The sequence below is a fragment of the Mesorhizobium sp. LCM 4576 genome, assembly GCF_001854815.1.
In the GTDB taxonomy this organism is placed as follows: Bacteria; Pseudomonadota; Alphaproteobacteria; order Rhizobiales; family Rhizobiaceae; genus Mesorhizobium; species Mesorhizobium plurifarium.
The window spans coordinates 256,073-273,989 of record NZ_MDDT01000004.1 but is presented as its reverse complement, the minus strand read 5'-3'; the positions used below and the strand labels follow the sequence as shown (position 1 = coordinate 273,989).

The window sequence follows — 17,917 nt, the reverse complement described above, 5'->3', positions numbered from 1 at the left end:
CCCGCTGTTACTTGGCGCTTTTGGCCTGCTGCCAGAGCGATTCCATGTCGTCGAGCGTCGCCTTCTCCAGCGAGCTGCCCGAAGCCGCCAGGGCCTGCTCGACATAGTGGAAGCGCGAACGGAACTTTTCATTGGTGCCGCTGAGCGCCGCCTCTGAATCGAGCTTGAGGTGGCGGCCGAGATTGACGACGGCGAACAGCATGTCGCCGAACTCGTCCTTGATGGGCGCGGCGTCGCCGGTGGCGAGCGCTTCGCGCAACTCGCCGATTTCTTCCTCGATCTTGTCGAGGATTGGGGCTGCCTCGCTCCAGTCGAAGCCGACGCGCGCTGCTCTCTCCTGTAGCTTCAGCGCCCGGGTCAGGGCAGGGAGCGCCACCGGAACGCTGTCGAGAAAACCCTTGCCGTGATCTTCCGGATCAAGCCCGCGGGCGATGCGGGCATTGCGCTTTTCAGCCTTCTCCTCAGCCTTGATCTTCTCCCACATGCCCTTGGCCATGCCGGCGCTGCGGGCCTGCTCGTCGCCGAAGACATGCGGATGGCGGCGGATCATCTTGGTGGTGATGGCTTCGACGACGTCGCCGAAAGCGAACTCGCCGATCTCCTCGGCCATCTGCGCGTGGTAGACGACTTGCAGCAGCAGGTCGCCCAGTTCCTCGCGCAGGTCGTCGAAATCGCCGCGCGCGATGGCATCGGCCACCTCATAGGCCTCCTCGATCGTGTAGGGCGCTATGGTGGAGAAATTCTGCTCGACATCCCAAGGGCAGCCGGTCTTCGGCGCCCTGAGCGCCGCCATGATCTCGATCAGCCGGAAAATGTCTTTCGAGGGTTTCATGGCCTGGAGCCTAGCGCGCTGCCCCCGAGCCGGCCATCCCGGCGGCGGGCCGGCGCGACTTGTCCACAGCTGTCGCAGGCCTCAGTCGRGCACCGAGACGATCGCCTTGGCGAGATCGTCCATCCCGTCCTCCGGCAGGCCGGCGACATTGATGCGGCTGTCGCCGACCATATACACGGCGTGCTCGGTGCGCAGGCGTTCGACCTGCGCCTCGGTCAGCCCGAGCCTGGAAAACATGCCGCGATGGCTGGCGACGAAATCGAAGMGGTCGGAGTTGGACTGTCGGCGCAACGCCTCGGCGAAGGCGACGCGCAACCTCAGCATGCGCAGCCGCATCTCCTCGAGCTCCGTCTCCCAGTCCTTCCTCAGGGCGGCGTCTTCGAGCACCATGCGCACCGCCGCCGCGCCGTGATCCGGCGGCATCGAATAGAGCGCGCGCGCCGCCGCCAGCATCTGGCTCATCACTACGTCGGCCTGGGCGCCGTCCTTGGCCATGATCATCGCCGCGCCCACGCGGTCGCGATAGACCGCGAAATTCTTCGAGCAGCTCGAGGCGACGACCATTTCCGGCACCTTGCCGGCCAGCAGCCGCAGGCCGGCGGCATCGGCGTCGAGACCTTCGCCAAAGCCCTGATAGGCGATGTCGACGAAGGGCAGCAGGCTGCGCTCCAGGAGAACCTCGGCAACCTTGGCCCATTGCGCGGCATCGAGATTGGCGCCGGTCGGATTGTGGCAGCAGCCATGCAGCAGCACGACATCGCCGCTGTTGGCCGTCCTGAGCGCCGCCAGCATCTCGTCGAAGCGGACGGCGCCGGAAGCGGCATCGAAATAGGGATAGTTGCGAACCTCAAGGCCGGCGGCGCRCATCACCGGCAGATGGTTCGGCCAGGTCGGGTCGGACAGCCACACGGTCGCGCCGGCGCGCGTGYGTTGCAGAAGCTCGGCCACCAGCCGGAGCGCGCCGGATCCGCCAGGCGCCTGCGCAGCGCGGATGCGCGAATGGTCCGCCTTATCGCCAAAGGCGAGCTTGATCATGGCGGCGTTGAAACCGGTATCGCCGGCAAGGCCGAGATAGGTCTTGGTGTCCTGGCTCGCCAGCAGCCGCTTCTCGGCCTCGCGCACGGCGCGCATCACCGGCGTCCTGCCGTCGATATCCTTGTAGACGCCGAMACCGAGATCGACTTTGCCGGGCCGTGGATCGTTGCGATAGAGGCCGATCAGGGCAAGGATCTTGTCGGCGGGCGCGGGCTGCAGGGTCTCGAACATCGATAAGGCTCCAATGGCGGCGGAGTGATACGCAAATCGATCCCGCCGCGCCAGCGGTTTCCGCTCTRCCGGCGACACGAAAAGAAATGCCGGGCAGGGGATTAAAATCCCTACATGCTCCGTAAACAGGGCATGAAACGGTCGATGGCACGCTTCGATATCGTCGGGCAGTTGGGGTCGCTGCGGCGCTATGCGCGCTCGCTGACGCGCGACGGCGCCGATGCCGAGGATCTCGTCCAYGACGCGCTGGTGCGCGCCTACGAGCGGCGCGCGACCTTTCGCTCGGGCGRCAATCTGCGCGCCTGGCTTCTGGCGATCGTGCACAACATCTTCATCGACCGCATGCGCTCGCGCCGCTCCGAGGCCGCGCGCATCGAACAGGCCGGCCTTGTCGCCGACCAGAGCATGCCGGCGTCGCAGGACCATTCGGTGCGCCTGTCGCAGGTCCGGGAAGCGTTTCTTTCGCTCCCCGAAGAACAGCGCTCAGCCCTCCACCTCGTCGCCATCGAAGGGCTGTCCTATCAGCAGGCCGCCGACGTCATCGGTATCCCGCTCGGAACCTTGATGTCGCGCATCGGCCGCGCGCGTGCCGCGCTGCGCGAAATGGAAGAGGGCACGGCACCCAAAGCCAGGCCTCACCTCAGGATCGTGGGAGACGATCAATGACCGCTATTGTCGACCCCGTAACCGATGCCGACCTCGACGCCTATGTCGACGACCAGTTGGATGTCGCCCGCCGCATCGAGGTCGAGGCGCACCTTGCCGCGCGCCCGGAAGCGGCGGCGCGCRTGATGTCCGATTTGAGGACACGCGACGAGTTGCGTGTCGCGCTTGCCGGACCGGCCGGCAGGGCGCGTCCGRCCACAACGGAAGCAGCGCGGCGGCTGGAAAGGGCGCTCGCCAGGGGACGTATCCTTGCCGTGCTGCAGCGGGCGGCGGCCGCGGCCGTGCTGGTCGCGGCTGGCTGGCTGGCCAACGGCGTCTTCGGACCGATCGCGGTGACCAAGGTGGTCGCCTCGACACAGCCACCGGCCTATGTCGAGGATGCGGTCAGGGCGCACCGGACGACGTTGGTGCGCGAGACAATGCCATCGCAGGAAGAGGCGCCGGGCTACAATGCCGATGAGATCCGCGCCGCCACCGCAATCGTCATGCCGTCGCTGCCCGGCGACTGGAAGATCCGCGATGTCCAGGTCTATCCCTCGCAATTCGGGCCGAGCGTAGAGGTGGCGGTCGAGACCAAGGACCTCGGTCTTGTCTCGCTGTTCGCCATCAGGCCGGGCACGTTCGACGTGGTGCAACCGACGGTCGCGCCCTCCGGTGACATTTCAACCGCGTATTTCCAGATCGGYGAGGTCGCCTATGCGGTGGTCGGACGCGGCGACGCCGGCAATCTCGACCGTGCCGCCGAGAAACTCGCCAGAACCCTCTACTGAGAACCAAGGAGAACCAAATGAACAGCCCCAATCTGGGATACCGAATGGGCACCGGCGTCCAGGCCGGAGCCGTCTATGACGAGGGCCTGCGCAAGCACATGCTGCGCGTCTACAATTATATGGGCCTTGGCCTCGTCGTCACCGGCCTMGTCGCCTTCTTCGTGGCCTCGACGCCCGCGCTCTATGTGCCGATCTTCTCCAGCCCGCTGAAATGGGTGGTGATGCTGGCGCCGCTCGCCTTTGTCATGCTCTTCTCGTTCAAGATGCAGACCATGTCGGCCTCGGGCGCGCAGGCGATGTTCTGGGCCTTCTGCGCGGTCATGGGCCTGTCGCTCGCCTCCGTGTTCCTGGTCTTCACCTCGACCAKCATCGCGCGCACCTTCTTCATCGCCGCCACGATGTTCGGCGCCACCAGCCTTTACGGCTACACGACCAGGCGCGACCTGACGCAGTTCTCGTCCTTCCTGATCATGGGCCTGATCGGCGTGGTGATCGCCAGCCTCGTGAACCTGTTCCTCGGCTCGACCGCGCTGCAGTTCGCCATTTCGGTGATCGGCATCGCCGTCTTCGTCGGCCTCACCGCCTGGGACACGCAGACCATCAAGGAACAGTATGCGGAGAATTTCGACGCGGAATCGCAGCAGAAGCTCGCCGTCTTCGGCGCCTTCTCGCTCTATCTGAACTTCATCAACATCTTCCAACTGCTCCTGAATTTCACCGGCGAGCGCGAATAAGCCGGACCGTAGCAGGCAACACTGCCGACCTCGCGTGGCCGGAGGGAAACCTCCGGCCATTTTTGTCGACTACGCACCAAGGCGTCCACGACCAAGGTGCGATCTGGCTGCCGCGCTTGAGTTAACGCGCGGCCTTTTGCTAGCCTGCCGGCCGGATTAGCCAGCCGCGAGGACGCAATGGAACAGCTGACGCTTCACGCTGACGGCATCTCGGCAACCATTGTCGGGCAGGGGGCCGAGYTTGTCTCGCTGCGCGATGGCGACGGCATCGAGCTTCTGTGGCAGGCCGGCCCTGCATGGCGCCGTCATTCGCCGGTCCTGTTCCCGATCGTCGGCCGGTTGAAGGGCGATCAGTTGCGGCACCGCGGCCAAACCTATCCGATGACGCAGCATGGCTTTGCCCGCGACAGGCGCTTTGCCTGGGCGGAGCAGGGGCCGGCTTCCTGCACATTGGTCCTGACGGATGACGCCGAGACCCGAACGCACTACCCCTTCGCCTTTCGCCTGGCCATCGGCTACGAGCTGAGCCCCCGGCAGCTTGGCGTGACCTTCGAGGTCACCAACACCGGCGACGAGCTGCTGCCGGCCTCGATCGGCGCGCATCCGGCGTTCAACTGGCCGCTGCTGCCGGAACTGTCCAAGGAGGCCTATCGGCTGACCTTCGCCGACAACGAGCCGGCGCCGGTGCGCCGCCTGAAGGATGGCCTGCTGCTGCCGGACCCGCAACCGACGCCCATCGAGGAAAAGACGCTGCCGCTTTCCGAAAAACTGTTCGTCGACGACGCTGTCATCCTCGACAAGCCCGTGAACGGCAGCGTGCGCTACGCCGCCGGGCGTGGGCCGGCGATCGAGATGTCATGGCAGGGATTCAACGAGCTGGGCATCTGGTCCAAGCCCGGCGGCGCGCCGTTCCTGTGCATCGAACCCTGGCGCGGCATTGCCAGTCCCGTCGATTTCGACGGCGAGTTCGCCGACAAACCGGGTGTCATGTTGTTYGAGCCGGGCGCCCGGCGCGTGCTGAGCTATCGGATTAGCCTCAGCCGGGACTCGTGAGGCATGGCATATGTCATCAAGGTCGAAATCAAGGATCCTCAGGCAGAGACATTCGTCTTTGCCGCTCAGAAAACCATGTATGGCGGCAAGCACATCGCCGAAGGCGACGTCGCCTTCCTGTTCGCCAGCGAGAACGAAGGCGGGCAGGGACTTGTCGCGCGCGGTATCGTAACCTCCTCGGAGGCTACCCCCGGACGCCCCGATCTCGGGCGGCAGACGCCGCGCGTCAGCATTGCCGTCCGCCGCACCGCGTTGGCGACGAAGCGGTTGGGACGCGATGAGATCAAGCGCTTCAAGGATTGGAAGGATGGCCGGCCCGAGACCGAGCTCAACTTCAAATTCTACCGCCAGGCGACCAACAAGATCGTCGGTGTTTCAGACGCGACGGCGGCGTTTCTGAACAGCTTTTTCTAGGTCATCCTATCGTATCTCAGCCGGTCTGCCGGATAATGGCGCCAATCGCATTGACGAGAAGGCGCGACGCGAGGATGGCCGACAGGCCGTCAATGTCTGCGGGAGAGTAGAGCTCAACGAGGTCGAACCCCGCGATCTTGGCCCGCTTGCCGAGGCCCGCGATCAGGTCGATCACCTGGGTGTAGGTGAGGCCGCCAGGCGTGCGCGCCGCCACGCCCGGCATGATCGAGGGATCGAGGGTGTCACAGTCAAGGGTGACGACGACACGCGCTCGTTCCGGGATGTGCTGCAAAGCGGCTTCGACGCCGTGGGCATGAATCTCGCGCGCGGTCACGAAGCGGCTGCCATAGCGCCGCGCCGCTTCGATTTCGCCGACGCGTGYGCTGCCGACGCTGCGCAGGCCGACCTGCACCATGCCGRCCACATGCGCCATCTCGCTCGCCCGGCGCATCGGGCTCGAATAGCCGTAGCGTTCGCCATGCACCTCGTCGCGCCAGTCGATATGGGCGTCGATCTGCAGGATCCAGATTGGTCCGTGGCCGGCAAACCCAGCCAGGAACGGAATGACGACGGAATCGTCGCCGCCGAGCAGGATCGGCACGGCCGRCAGGGACAGAACCTCACGCGTCCTCGCCTCGATGCGGGCCCGATTGCCAGCATTGTCATGCATGGTGGTCGAGACGTCGCCGGCGTCCACGCAACAGGCCGGTCCGCCATCAAACAGTGAGCCGCCGAGGTCGAAGTCCCAGTGCTCCATCAGCGGGGTATCGTCCTGGCTGGCCGCGCGGATGACGCTGGCCGCCAAGGCATGGCCGCCGCTATCCTGGCCCGGATAGGTCGTGCCGTGACTGGCTCCGAAGATCACAGCGCGCGGCGTGCGCCCGTCGGCGAGGCGGTCGGGAAGGCCGAGAAAGGAAGGCAAGGCAGTCATTTTCTGGGTGCTTTCATTGTTGCGCCGCGGCGCGATGGCAGCCTGGGGCRGGGTAGTTGCTTCGGCCCTGAGTTTTGCGACAATCCACGTCTCGCGCAACACAGTGGGGCTACAGCGATGAAAAGCGTTCTGATGCTGGCGGTTTGTGYTTTGCTCCTTGCCGCCTTGTCGCCTGCGACGGCCGGGGAGAAACTGCGTGCCTCAGACAGGGCGGCGCTTGACGGATGCCTGAAATATGTCGGCGATTTTCAAGGTGACGTTCCCGACGTGAACGATACGCCGAYGCCGGCCATCCATATCGACAACGCGATCAAGCTCGCCGGACACGAGCCCGCCTCGTGCATCAATTACGTGACCGAGCTGTGTTCTTTCGAGAGCGACGACGGCCGCTCGCAGCTTGGATTGATCGATTGCGCCAACCGCGAGGTTGCCGTGTGGGAGGATCGCCTCAACACCACCTATGCGGCGCTGATGGCCAAGGCCGCGCCCAAGGCTCGCGACGGCTATCGCAAGATGCAACGCGCCTGGATCGCCTATCGCGACGCGCGATGCGCGGCGGAAGCGTCCGCCGAAACCGTCAACACCGATCGCCAGAGCAACATCATGGTCAGCTGCGCGCTCGATGCGACGGCCAGGCAGGCGCTGATCCTCGATGATGAGCTGTCGGATCTGCAGTGATCGGGCTGCGATAGATATTCGAGGTCGTATCGTTTTTCGGAGGTATGATGCCGAAGTTCTCATGGCGGGCAGGGCTCGTTTTCGGACTCTGYGCCACGCCGGTGGCCTTGCTGCTGGCGCTCTTCTCCGCCGGAGCCGGGCATGGCCACTGGGTCTTGGCGCGCGCGCTCTATCCGATACCCATGCTGGTGACGCTGTTGACGGACAAAACCGTCACCAGCCTGTCCGTAGGCTTGGCCGTGRCACAGTTTCCTGCCTATGGAGCATTCGCTGCTCCTGGCGGCAGCAGCCGATGGCTGGCGCTCGTCCTCGTCCATCTCGCTGCAGTCGCAACCGCCTTCAGCGGAGTTCTCGACTATTTCTAGGACTACGGCGCTGCGATGCCGGCGAATAAGGCTCTGAGAGCCACTGCCTGACTGGCGGTGCCTTCGGTGACGCCGAGATCAATGGTTTTCAGGATTTGCAACGAACCAGATCGATCTCTTTTAACGGATCGCCCCCATCGATGAAAAATCTGCCATGCGGCTTCAGCGCCGCCTTGATCCGCGTCAAGGCTGCCTGGTTGGCTTCGGGGTGACGCCCATCGAGCGCGCCGACCCGCATGGCAAAGGCGATATCGAAAAGAGCTTCGCCAGCATTCAAAGCGAAGTCTTCGATTGCCGCACGCCTGAAATCAAGGCAGCCCCAAGCCATCTCGTCAGCCGATCCCGCTCGCGCCAATCGGATTGCCTTCTCCGGGCGGTCGATGGCGAGAATGAAGCCGTCGCCGATGCGGCGAGCGATATCGCGAGCTGCAACGCCCGGACCGCATCCGACCTCCAGGACGCGCAGTCCCGGCTTCAATGGAAGCGCTTCGACAAAGACGCGTATCCGATCTGAGACACCGGCGGCCATGAAATAAACTAATGAACTTAATCAGGGCAGGGCAAGCAAGACTAACTGACAGGGAAGGGTACGCCGACAACTTCCGATCAGGCCTTCAGAATCGATGTAATGTCGTCCAAGCGCCGGCTGTGGGGCTGTCCTATTGTCGTTCCAGAAAGTCAACCATCAGCGACGCGGTTCGGTCGGCATGCGTCTCCAGCAGGAAATGGGGTCCGTCGAGAATGTGTGCTTCCATCCTGGGCAGAGCCCGCATCCATGACAGCGTCTCTGCCAGGTCGAAGAACGTGTCATGCCGACCCCATAGCATCAGGGCGCGCGGCTGCCGGCGCTGCAGATAGTCGGCAATTTCGTCGAAGCGGGCGACGTAATTGCCATAGTCGGCGATGAGCGCGCGCTGCGTCTCCATATTTCCGGGCCGCTGCATTACGCGCCAGTCCTCCTCCCAGCTTTCGCTCGCAATCTGCGCGRCAACATCGTCGGGAACATCAGCAACATACTGGTCCCGCGTGCCTTCGAACGTCAGATGCGCGGTGGCTTTCGCTTCATTGTCTGGATCAGGATTAGCCCAAAAGTCCTGCGTCGCCTTCCATGCTGGCCCCATTCCGCTTCCATGTGCGTTGGCGTTCTGGATAATGAAGCCCAGCATCAGATCGGGTGCCTGCATGGCTATCCGCAGACCGACCGGAGCCCCAAAGTCATGAAGATAGATGTAGCGCGGACCGATCGCGAGGTGGCCAAGCAATTCCGAGATCGCATCGGCGAGGCGATCAAAAGACGGGTCCGGCAGAGCATCGGACATGCCGAACCCAGGCATATCAGGAGCAATCACATAAGCGACCTTCGACAACAAGGGAATGACATGGCGAAACGTCCTGGAGGAACTCGGGAAGCCGTGAAGAAGGAGAAGAGCCGGTCTGGAAGATTCTCCAGCCGTCAGGAAAGACAATTCCGTGCCGCTATTCAACCTGATCCGTGAACGCATCCGAAGATCCTCAAACCGCTCACCAGGCCAACGCGAGGTTCATTGGATGAGTTCCGAACAGATGTTGCCGCCGCAAATGGATGCGCAATGGCTCGGTGCGGCTGTCGAGCAGGGCTGCTTGGGCATCGCGTTATCGGCATCCCGTGGGCCATACAGAAAAGTCGCATAAGATATATYATGGAACTAGAATGCTAGGCACCGGCCAGGGAATTGCCGCGACTTTCGCTATTGGCGACAAGCTCCGTGGACTGGCTGCCGGCGCCGCTTTCACGAATCCGAGCTATCAGCCAAACGCACGAACGGCCGGCGCGGCACCGACTGAGCAGTTGCCGCTATCGTTCTGACTCGTAAGGAATTTCGATCACCATGCCGTCATATGCCGGCGCCACGTGATCCGGCGTCTCCGCCATCRCGGCGGCATAATCCAGCGGCACATGCATATGCGTCAGCACGGCATTCCTGGGCGCCAGCTTTTCGATCCACTCCAGCGCCTGGCCGAGCGACAGGTGGCTGGGATGGGTGTTGTACTGCAACGCGTCGATCACCAGCATATCGAGGCCGCCCAAACGCTCGACGGTGGCGTCCGGAAAGCCGCTGATATCCGGGCAATAGGCAAGCCCGCCGATGCGGAAGCCGAGCGAGATGATGTCGCCATGGAACTGCGGCAGCGGCTCGAGGGTGAGGGCGCCCCCCTCGCCTTCGATCACGACCGGTTTCCGGTGGTCGATGATATGGGCGTCGACGATCGGCGGATAGGAGCTGCCGGGCGGCGTCTCGAAGCAATAACCGAACGCCTGGCGCAGCCGCAGCATGGTCGGCTCGTCGGCGTGGATATCGATGCGGCGGCGTTGCTCGAGCACGTAGCCGCGCAGATCGTCGATGCCGTGGATATGGTCGGCATGYGGATGCGTGTAGACGACGGCGTCGAGGCGCTTGACGGAGGCAAGCAGCATCTGCTCGCGGAAATCCGGCCCAGTGTCGATGACGACCGTGGTGCGCGCGCCATTGGCGGCAACGCGCTCGACCAGCGCGGCCGTGCGCATGCGCCGGTTCTTCGGATTCTCGGGGTCGCAATTGCCCCAGTCCCCGGTGATGCGCGGCGTGCCGGGCGATGAGCCGCAGCCAAGAACGGTGAAGCGCAGCCGGTCGCTCATGCCTCAGCCCGCCGCCATGTCGGGACGCGGCATCTTGGTGAACAGCCGAAAGAAGTTGCTGGTGGTGATATCGGCGATTTCGGCCTCGCTGACGCCGATGGTTTCGGCAAGAATCTTCGCCGTATTCACCACATAGGCCGGCTCGTTGCGTTTTCCGCGATGCGGGATCGGCGCCAGGTAGGGCGCGTCTGTCTCGACCAGCAGCCTGTCGTGCGGGACGTCGGCGGCGATGGTGCGCAGCTCGGCGGAATTCTTGAAGGTCAGGATGCCGGAGAAGGAGACATAGCCGCCCAGCGCCACACCGACTTCGGCCAGCCCGCGGCCGGACGAAAAGCAGTGCAAAATGAAGGGGAAGGCGCCCTTCCCTGTTTCGTCCTCGAGGATCGACGCCACGTCGTCGTCGGCATTGCGCGCATGGATGACCAGCGGCAGACCGGTCCGGCGCGCGGCCGCGATATGGGTGCGAAAACCTTGCGCCTGCGCATCGCGCGGCGCGTGGTCGTAGAAATAATCGAGGCCGGCTTCGCCGATCGCCACCACCTTGGGATGGCCGGAAAGCCGCACCAGTTCGTCGGCGGTCACGTCGAGTTCTTCCGCCGCATTGTGCGGATGGGTGCCGACAGAGCAATAGACATCGTCGAAAGTCTCAGCGATTTCAAGGACCTGCTGAAATCGCCTCACGCGCGTCGAGATCGTGACCATGCGGCCCACCCCGGCGGCGAGGGCGCGGGCGACTATAGCCGCCCGCTCCTCGGCGAAGTCCGGAAAGTCGAGATGGCAATGGCTGTCGACCAGCATCAGGCGCTCTGCTCGACATAACGCGGAAACACGCCCTCCGGCGCTGGTAGGGCGGTCCCGGGCACCAGCGCGTGGTCGGCGTGGACGTGCTCGAAAGCGCGCTTGTCCGAAGGCACCGCCAACAGGTCGAGCAGCTTGGCGGCCGACCCCGGAATGAAGGGCTGGCAAAGCAGCGCCACCCGGCGGACCAACTCGGCCGTCGTCCAAAGCACTGTTTCCATGCGTTCCGGATCCGCCTTCTTCAGCGCCCACGGCTCCTGCGACGCGAAATAACGGTCCGCTTCAGCAACGACRCCGAAGATCGCCGCCAGCGCCAGATGGATCCCCTGCTCCGCCATCGCCCGGCGCGAAACGGCCAGCGCTTCGATGGCCTGGTCGAGCATCGCCGTGTCGGCCTCCGCCAACTCGCCGCGCCGCGGTACCGCGCCGCCACAGTTCTTGGCGATCATCGACAGCGACCGCTGCGCCAGATTGCCGAGGCCGTTGGCGAGGTCGGCATTGGTGCGGTTGACGATCGCTTCATGGCTGTAGTTGCCGTCCTGGCCGAACGGCACCTCGCGCAGGAGGAAATAGCGCACCTGGTCGACGCCGTAATGCTCCACCATCGTGAACGGGTCGATGACGTTRCCGACCGACTTCGACATCTTCTCGCCGCGGTTGAACAGGAAGCCGTGTGCAAAGACGCGCTTTGGCAGCGGGATTCCCGCCGACATCAGGAAGGCCGGCCAATAGACCGTATGGAAGCGGACGATGTCCTTGCCGATGATGTGAGCGTCAGCCGGCCAAAACCGCCATTTCTCATCGTTTTCATTGGGATAGCCGACGCCGGTGATGTAGTTGGTTAAGGCGTCGATCCACACATACATCACATGCTTCTCGTCGCCTGGCACCGGCACGCCCCAGTCGAACGTGGTGCGCGAGATCGACAGGTCCTTCAGCCCCGATTTGACGAAGCGCATCACCTCGTTGCGACGCTCGGCCGGACCAATGAAATCGGGCTGGCTCTCGTAGAGTGCGATGAGCCTGTCCTGATAGGCCGACAGCCGGAAGAAATAGCTTTCCTCCTCGACCCATTCGACAGGCGTTCCCTGCGGCCCGTAGCGCACATTGTCGGCCCGGACCTCGGTCTCCTCCTCGCCGTAATAGGCCTCGTCGCGCACCGAATACCAGCCGGCGTAGCCACCCTTGTAGATGTCGCCATTGGCGGCCATCGCCTTCCAGATCGCCTGGGAGGAGGCGTAATGCCGCTCCTCGGTGGTGCGGATGAAATCGTTGTTGGACGCGTTGAGCGCGCTCGCCATGCGCTTGAACTCGGCCGAGTTGCGGTCGGCGAGCTCGCGCGCCGTGATGCCTTCCTTGCGCGCCGTCTGCAGCATCTTGATGCCGTGCTCGTCGGTRCCGGTCAGGAAGTACACGTCCTTGCCGTCCAGTCGCTGGAAGCGGGCAAGCGCGTCGGTGGCGATCAGCTCATAGGCATGGCCGATATGCGGCTTGCCGTTCGGGTAGGAGATCGCGGTCGTGATGTAGAATGTTTCGCGTGACATGAATGAACCGTCATGAATATCTGAATGTGAGTTGTGGCGGTGGATATCGCATCGGAACGTCCATTGCCATCCCGAGGCCAATGCATGCCGCCCGAAAGTGGGCCAACGGCATGCATCGAACAGGCCGTCACATTCGCATCGCAGAATTCRGGCGGTCGATCATGGTCAGGGCGTGCTGCTTCTTGTCGAGATTGTAGGTCTCGGCCTCAGATATCGTGTTCAGCGCCTCATGCCAAGCCTCGGACAGCGTTTTGGCCCTGGCGAGATCGCCGGACAATGCCGCTTCGCTGGCGGCGTCCGAAAGCAGATCRAGCGCGCGCCGGTTGAAGATGTCGAACTGGATCRCCTGGTCGCGCCCCGCCACGGCCTCGGCAAGGCGGTGGGCGCCGGCGATGTCCGGCTTCCGGGCCGCCACCAGCGTGTCGAGCGCGCCGGCGATCTCCAGCCCGCCATATTGAGTGAGCAGGATCGCGTTGCGGGCGCTGCCCCCTGCCCTCTCGGCGAGCGCCGCGCGCGCGGCCGGATCGTCCGGCGGCGGCGGCTCAACGCCCTCCAGCACCGCCATCAGCTCGTCTGCGGCCAAAGGCGCCAGGCGCACCACCTGGCAGCGCGAGCGGATCGTCGGCAACAGGCTGCCCGGCGCATGCACGATAAGGATGAACAAAGTGCGCGCCGGCGGCTCTTCGAGATTCTTGAGCAGGGCGTTGGCGGCGTTGGTGTTCATGTCGTCGGCCGGATCGACGATGACGACGCGGTAGCTGCCGTCATGCGAGGTCATCGACAGGAAGCGGCTGACCTTGCGGATCTCGTCRACGGTCAGCACCGTCTTGAAGCTCTTGGTCTTGTCGTTGGCCGGGCGCGTCAGGTGCAGAACGCCCGGATGCGCCCCGGTGGCGATCTGGCGAAACAGCGAGGAAGCCGGGTCCGGAGCGGCGAGCGTTTCGGGCGCCGTCTTGAAATCCGGATACTTCAGAAGATGGTGCGCGATGTGGAACGCGAGCGTCGCCTTGCCGATGCCCTGCGGCCCGGCGAAGATCAGCGCATGCGGCAGCTTGCCGGCGCGGTAGGCGCTGGCAATCATCCCCGCCGCCGACGCGTGGCCGATCAGCCGCGGCGTTTCGGCGGGCTCGGGCACGCCGTCCAGCGTGTCGTGCTGCTCGGGGGCGATGCGTTCGAAGATCATGCCGGCGCGGTCTCAATCCTTTGCGCCGGCATCCGCTCTTCCAGCGCCGCGAAGACGGCGGCGGTGACGACATTCTCCACCGTATCGGGATCGGCGGAGGCGTCGATGACGACGCAGCGCTCCGGCTCCGCCGCGGCGATGGCCAGGAAAGCCTCGCGCCGCCGCCGGTGGATGGCCAGAGTTTCCTTCTCGAAGCGATCGGCGGCGTCGCCGGCGYCGCGCCGCGCCGTAGCCCGCTTCAAGCCTTCAACCGGATCGATGTCGAAGATCAGCGTCATGTCCGGCATCATGCCGTTGATGGCCACCGCCTCCAGCGCCTTCATGAAATCGGCATCGAGCCCGCCGGTGACGCCTTGGTAGACACGCGAGGAATCGATGAAGCGGTCGCACAGCACGATCGAGCCGCGCTCGACAGCCGGCCGGATGACCTGCTCGACGTGGTCGGAGCGCGCGGCGGCGAACAGGATCGCCTCCATCTTCGGGCCGAACGGCTCGGCCGCCCCTGACAGGAGCACATGCCTCACGGCCTCGGCGCCGGGCGATCCGCCCGGCTCGCGGCTGACCAGCACCTCGTATTTCTTGGCGCGCATGCGCCGCGCCAGCCGCTCGATCTGTGTCGACTTGCCTGCTCCTTCGCCGCCCTCGAAGGTGATGAAAAATCCGCTCGCCAATCGAGACTGCCTTTGCTCGTGCTGGCCGCTGTCATAGCTCCCGTCCGTCAAAAGGTCCACGAACTTGCCCGATCACAAATGTTTCTGACGCAGCCAGCCGACAGCGAGTTCCTTGGCCGCGTCGAGCGCGCGCTGCGGCAGCGTGCCCACTTTCACCGACTCGGCGGCATAGAGCGGCGTCTGCTGGCTCAGCGTATCGCCTATCCAAACGCGCAATTCTCCGACCGRTTGCCCCTCCTCGACAGGCGCCGATACCGGACCCTGGTAGACGATCCTGGCGGTCAGCTTGTCGCGGTTGGCTATCGGCAGAAAGATGTCCACGGGGCCTTTGGCTTTCAAGGCCAGGTCGGACTTGGCGCCGCCGAAAACCTGCGCTTCGCCGACCACCTCGTCCTTGGCGAAGATTTCGGTCTTCTGGAATGATCGCGAGCCCCAGTCGAGCAGCTTGCGCGCCTCTTCGGCGCGTTCGCGGTCATTCGCCAGTCCGCTGAGGGCGGCGATCACGCGCGTGCCGTTGTGGCTGACGGTGCCGACCAGGCCGAACCCAGCCTGCTCGCTGGCGCCGGCCACGAAGCCGTCGGCTTCGATGCCCATGGCGATCAGCGGGTTGCGGTTCTTCTGCGAAATCTTGTTCCAGGTGAAGTCCGGCTGGCCGTAATAGTGGAAGAACTCCGGATAATCGCGCCACAGATGCAGCGCCAGCATCGTCAGCTCGCGCACCGTCGTCTGCTGGCCGTCGGCCGGCAGGCCGGTCGAATTGACGAAGGTCGATTTCTGAAGGCCGAGTTGACGGGCGCGATCGGTCATCTGCGCGGCGAAATTCGCCTCCGAGCCGGCCATACCCTCGGCCAGCACGATACAGCCGTCATTGGCCGCCTGCACGGTGACACCCTGGATCAGGTCCTCGACGCGGACCTCGGATTTGAGCTTGGCGAACATGGTCGAGGTTCCGGACGGCGCGCCGCCGGTGCGCCATGCGTTTTCGCTGACCACGAACGTGTCGTCGAGCGTGATCCGCTTCGCCTTGAGAGCGTTGAAGACCACCTCCATCGTCATCAGCTTGGCCATCGAGGCCGGCGGAATCGGTTTGTCGGGGTCCTTGGCGAAGAGCACCGTGCCGGTGTCGGCGTCGATCATGAACGCCTGCGCCGCCTTGGTCTCGAAAAGCTGGGCCTTCGCCGGAGCGGCGCAAAGCAGCGCCAGCACCAATCCCAGAAGGCTGGCGAAAGGCGGAAGAACACGCAATTGCATGAAATGTCGACCCAATCTGAGCAACACCGGACGGTGCCGAGCGGCCTCCGCCCCGGAATTGCGCAAAGCTACCCACAGCCAAGCTATCAGGGTTTTTTCGACCGGATCAACGGGCAGTGCGAATTTGCTCAGTTACGCACAACCAGCGCGTCCGGCGCGCCATGCGACCAGGCTGCCTGAAGCAGTTCGTCGATGCTGCCATGGCCGTCCGGATAGACGTTGACCGCATACCAATCATTGCCGTCGAGCTCGGTGCGCTGGATCTCGGTCCGGCCGAACGGTTCGAGTGCGGCGGCGACGCGCTTTGCCTCTGCGGCTTCGTCGAAGGAGCCGGCGGCGACATAGTCGGACGCAGGCGCCTGTTCCTGGCGATTCGATTTCTTCCACGAGCGAAGGATATCGGCCGGCGACATGCCGCCGGCGTCGAGCGCGGCAAAGACATCGGCGCGCTTTACCCGTTCATCCGCATAGGACAGCGAAGCCATGGCGAAAGGCGAGTTCGCGGGAAGACCGAGATCGGGCCGTTCCGGCACGATCGGTCCGAAATCGGGCAGCGCGACATCGCTGGCGCCCTGCGTCGAGAACGCTGCCGGTTGAACGGTGGCTTCATCCGACAGGCCCGGCTGCGCGGCAAAGGCCTGCCCAGAATCGGTCAATTGTCCAGGGAACGGCACGGCGGCCGGCGGCGCGCCTACCGGCATGCTCGGTGACGGGCCGTTCATGGCCACCATCACGCCGGTCGGCAGGCCGTCCGACGGATCCGGCCGGTTCTTGCCGGGATGATAGGAGGCCACCAGATACTGGTCGTCGTTACCGTCGAGCGGCGCGCGGCCGACATATTCGACTTTGACCCTGGCCGTRCCGACCTTGTCGTAGTCGAGCATCTGCGCCGCGCGTTGGGAGACGTCGATGATGCGGCCTTCATGATAGGGGCCGCGGTCGTTGACGCGCACGATCACCGAACTGCCGGTCTCCAGATTGGTGACGCGGGCATAGCTCGGCAGCGGCATCGTCGGATGCGCCGCCGTCAGATGCGTCATATCATAGACTTCGCCATTGGCGGTCAGACGGCCGTGGAAGGCATCGCCATACCAGGACGCCAGGCCGACCTTGGTGAAGCCCTTCTTATCTTCCTTCGGATAATACCACTTGCCGCGCACCTGATAGGGCTTGCCGAGCTGGTCGCGGCCGCMGCCGCGGCGCATGAACTGGACGCGCGGGCTCGCCTTCACGCCATATTCGGATTCGGCGAAATATTCCTTGGAGCGGGCCTTCTTGTAGACCATCCCCTTCGGCTCGGGCTGTGAGGCGCAGGCAGCCAGCAGCAGGCCCGAAAGGGCGCACAGGGCGAAAGCAGAAGCGCGACGAAGACGCGGGCGCGCCGGTTCCTGCATGTTTTCGATTGTCCCCTACCGTGCTGCCACTCGCGGAGCCAGAAGTCGCCCGCAAGCCAACACCTTGATCCTCAATCCCTTTTGCACAGGAATTGCTTATCACGATGTTAATCGATTATGGCCGCAACAGGGCGAGATTATGGCACGAGCACAATACCGCCGCTCGGAAGGTCCCTGCTCGTTCGAGAATACCCTGCTGCCAATAGCGCCGGCCACAAGATCGCCGGCGCGTCAAATCCGAATAAGAGTAAGGCTTTGTCCTGCTATTGCGGCTGCACGTTGGACGGCAGCTGTTGGGCCGTCGCACGAGACAGCTTCTGGCGCTTCGTCAAAACCGGCTTCTCATAGATCTTTTTCATCAATTCCCCCGTTAGAATATTAGCAGGTACAGATTGGCAGGGTCTTGGCGGCATTGTCAATTGCATCCGACCGGCTTCCTGCAATTGCCCCCGGCTCCCGAGAACAATGATTGAGCCTTTCCCGCGATTGACAGATCTTTGCACGACGCACTAGAGCATGGGCGCTTGCGTTCGTGTCGGCACGGCTTCGCGGCCGGCAGGACGAAGCGCCTCGTGAAGATCACGATGGAGGGATGGCCGAGCGGTTTAAGGCACCGGTCTTGAAAACCGGCGTGGGCGCAAGTTCACCGTGGGTTCGAATCCCACTCCCTCCGCCAAATTATAATTAGAGCGTGCCGTAACTTTTGTTCTT

At 64.0% G+C, this 17,917-nt stretch carries 19 protein-coding genes and 1 tRNA gene; 8 read left to right on the top strand and 12 right to left on the bottom strand.

Annotated features, from left to right (window positions below; all coding sequences use genetic code 11):
- Window positions 1–7: 7 nt before the first annotated feature.
- A complete protein-coding gene (mazG, locus tag LCM4576_RS01525; RefSeq protein ID WP_071029992.1) occupies window positions 8–832 on the bottom strand; it encodes a nucleoside triphosphate pyrophosphohydrolase in 825 nt (274 codons plus the stop codon).
- A gap of 81 nt (window positions 833–913) precedes the next feature.
- Window positions 914–2,098 carry an amino acid aminotransferase gene (locus tag LCM4576_RS01520; protein WP_071029990.1) on the bottom strand — a complete coding sequence of 395 codons (1,185 nt, stop codon included), beginning with the start codon at window positions 2,096–2,098 and terminating at the stop codon, window positions 914–916.
- A gap of 132 nt (window positions 2,099–2,230) precedes the next feature.
- Here LCM4576_RS01520 and LCM4576_RS01515 point away from each other — a divergent pair, with 132 nt between their 5' ends.
- From LCM4576_RS01515 to LCM4576_RS01495, 5 genes are all read left to right on the top strand, one after another.
- A complete protein-coding gene (locus LCM4576_RS01515) occupies window positions 2,231–2,764 on the top strand; it encodes a sigma-70 family RNA polymerase sigma factor (RefSeq protein WP_071029988.1) in 534 nt (177 codons plus the stop codon).
- Entirely contained in the window at window positions 2,761–3,534 is a 774-nt protein-coding gene (locus tag LCM4576_RS01510) for an anti-sigma factor (protein ID WP_071029986.1), read from the top strand. The genes LCM4576_RS01515 and LCM4576_RS01510 overlap by 4 nt, the downstream gene beginning before the upstream one ends.
- A gap of 17 nt (window positions 3,535–3,551) precedes the next feature.
- A complete protein-coding gene (locus LCM4576_RS01505) occupies window positions 3,552–4,268 on the top strand; it encodes a Bax inhibitor-1/YccA family protein (protein WP_071029984.1) in 717 nt (238 codons plus the stop codon).
- Between the two features lie 177 nt (window positions 4,269–4,445).
- Window positions 4,446–5,321 carry an aldose 1-epimerase family protein gene (locus LCM4576_RS01500; RefSeq protein ID WP_071029982.1) on the top strand — a complete coding sequence of 292 codons (876 nt, stop codon included), beginning with the start codon at window positions 4,446–4,448 and terminating at the stop codon, window positions 5,319–5,321.
- Between the two features lie 3 nt (window positions 5,322–5,324).
- Window positions 5,325–5,735 (top strand): hypothetical protein, encoded by a 411-nt coding sequence (locus LCM4576_RS01495; protein WP_071029981.1) that lies wholly within the window; start codon window positions 5,325–5,327, stop codon window positions 5,733–5,735.
- Window positions 5,736–5,751: 16 nt separating this feature from the next.
- Here the strand turns inward: LCM4576_RS01495 and LCM4576_RS01490 are convergent, their stop codons facing one another.
- Window positions 5,752–6,600: an agmatinase gene (locus LCM4576_RS01490; RefSeq protein ID WP_244510565.1), complete on the bottom strand. Its 849-nt coding sequence runs from the start codon at window positions 6,598–6,600 to the stop codon at window positions 5,752–5,754.
- On the opposite strand from LCM4576_RS01490, the gene LCM4576_RS37065 reads away from it, so the two are divergent.
- Both LCM4576_RS37065 and LCM4576_RS01480 read left to right on the top strand, forming a co-directional pair.
- Entirely contained in the window at window positions 6,544–7,344 is an 801-nt protein-coding gene (locus LCM4576_RS37065; protein ID WP_244510563.1) for a lysozyme inhibitor LprI family protein, read from the top strand. The two genes, LCM4576_RS01490 and LCM4576_RS37065, sit on opposite strands and share 57 nt — an antisense overlap.
- Before the next feature lie 47 nt (window positions 7,345–7,391).
- Window positions 7,392–7,709, top strand: a complete 318-nt coding sequence (locus LCM4576_RS01480) for a hypothetical protein (RefSeq protein ID WP_131803204.1) — start codon at window positions 7,392–7,394, stop codon at window positions 7,707–7,709.
- 88 nt (window positions 7,710–7,797) lie between these two features.
- On the opposite strand, the gene LCM4576_RS34395 is transcribed toward LCM4576_RS01480, so the two are convergent.
- The 9 genes from LCM4576_RS34395 to LCM4576_RS01435 all read right to left on the bottom strand — a co-directional run bounded on the left by LCM4576_RS34395 (window position 7,798) and on the right by LCM4576_RS01435 (window position 17,206).
- On the bottom strand, window positions 7,798–8,238 hold the full coding sequence (locus tag LCM4576_RS34395) for a cyclopropane-fatty-acyl-phospholipid synthase family protein (protein ID WP_083354811.1): 441 nt from the start codon (window positions 8,236–8,238) through the stop codon (window positions 7,798–7,800).
- A gap of 130 nt (window positions 8,239–8,368) precedes the next feature.
- On the bottom strand, window positions 8,369–9,211 hold the full coding sequence (locus LCM4576_RS01470; protein ID WP_071029971.1) for an alpha/beta fold hydrolase: 843 nt from the start codon (window positions 9,209–9,211) through the stop codon (window positions 8,369–8,371).
- Between the two features lie 332 nt (window positions 9,212–9,543).
- Window positions 9,544–10,365: an MBL fold metallo-hydrolase gene (locus tag LCM4576_RS01465; protein WP_071029969.1), complete on the bottom strand. Its 822-nt coding sequence runs from the start codon at window positions 10,363–10,365 to the stop codon at window positions 9,544–9,546.
- A gap of 3 nt (window positions 10,366–10,368) precedes the next feature.
- On the bottom strand, window positions 10,369–11,163 hold the full coding sequence (locus LCM4576_RS01460) for a TatD family hydrolase (RefSeq protein ID WP_071029967.1): 795 nt from the start codon (window positions 11,161–11,163) through the stop codon (window positions 10,369–10,371).
- Complete coding sequence (gene metG, locus LCM4576_RS01455; RefSeq protein WP_071029965.1) at window positions 11,163–12,707, bottom strand: methionine--tRNA ligase; 1,545 nt, start codon at window positions 12,705–12,707, stop codon at window positions 11,163–11,165. Before metG ends, LCM4576_RS01460 begins: the two co-directional genes overlap by 1 nt.
- 127 nt (window positions 12,708–12,834) lie before the next feature.
- Window positions 12,835–13,890: a DNA polymerase III subunit delta' gene (locus tag LCM4576_RS01450; protein ID WP_071029963.1), complete on the bottom strand. Its 1,056-nt coding sequence runs from the start codon at window positions 13,888–13,890 to the stop codon at window positions 12,835–12,837.
- Window positions 13,887–14,561 (bottom strand): dTMP kinase, encoded by a 675-nt coding sequence (gene tmk, locus LCM4576_RS01445; protein ID WP_071029961.1) that lies wholly within the window; start codon window positions 14,559–14,561, stop codon window positions 13,887–13,889. Before tmk ends, LCM4576_RS01450 begins: the two co-directional genes overlap by 4 nt.
- A 72-nt stretch (window positions 14,562–14,633) precedes the next feature.
- Window positions 14,634–15,812 carry a D-alanyl-D-alanine carboxypeptidase family protein gene (locus LCM4576_RS01440; protein ID WP_071029959.1) on the bottom strand — a complete coding sequence of 393 codons (1,179 nt, stop codon included), beginning with the start codon at window positions 15,810–15,812 and terminating at the stop codon, window positions 14,634–14,636.
- Between the two features lie 128 nt (window positions 15,813–15,940).
- A complete protein-coding gene (locus LCM4576_RS01435) occupies window positions 15,941–17,206 on the bottom strand; it encodes a septal ring lytic transglycosylase RlpA family protein (RefSeq protein WP_071029956.1) in 1,266 nt (421 codons plus the stop codon).
- 586 nt (window positions 17,207–17,792) lie between these two features.
- On the opposite strand from LCM4576_RS01435, the gene LCM4576_RS01430 reads away from it, so the two are divergent.
- Window positions 17,793–17,882, top strand: a tRNA-Ser gene (locus LCM4576_RS01430).
- Window positions 17,883–17,917: the final 35 nt, after the last annotated feature.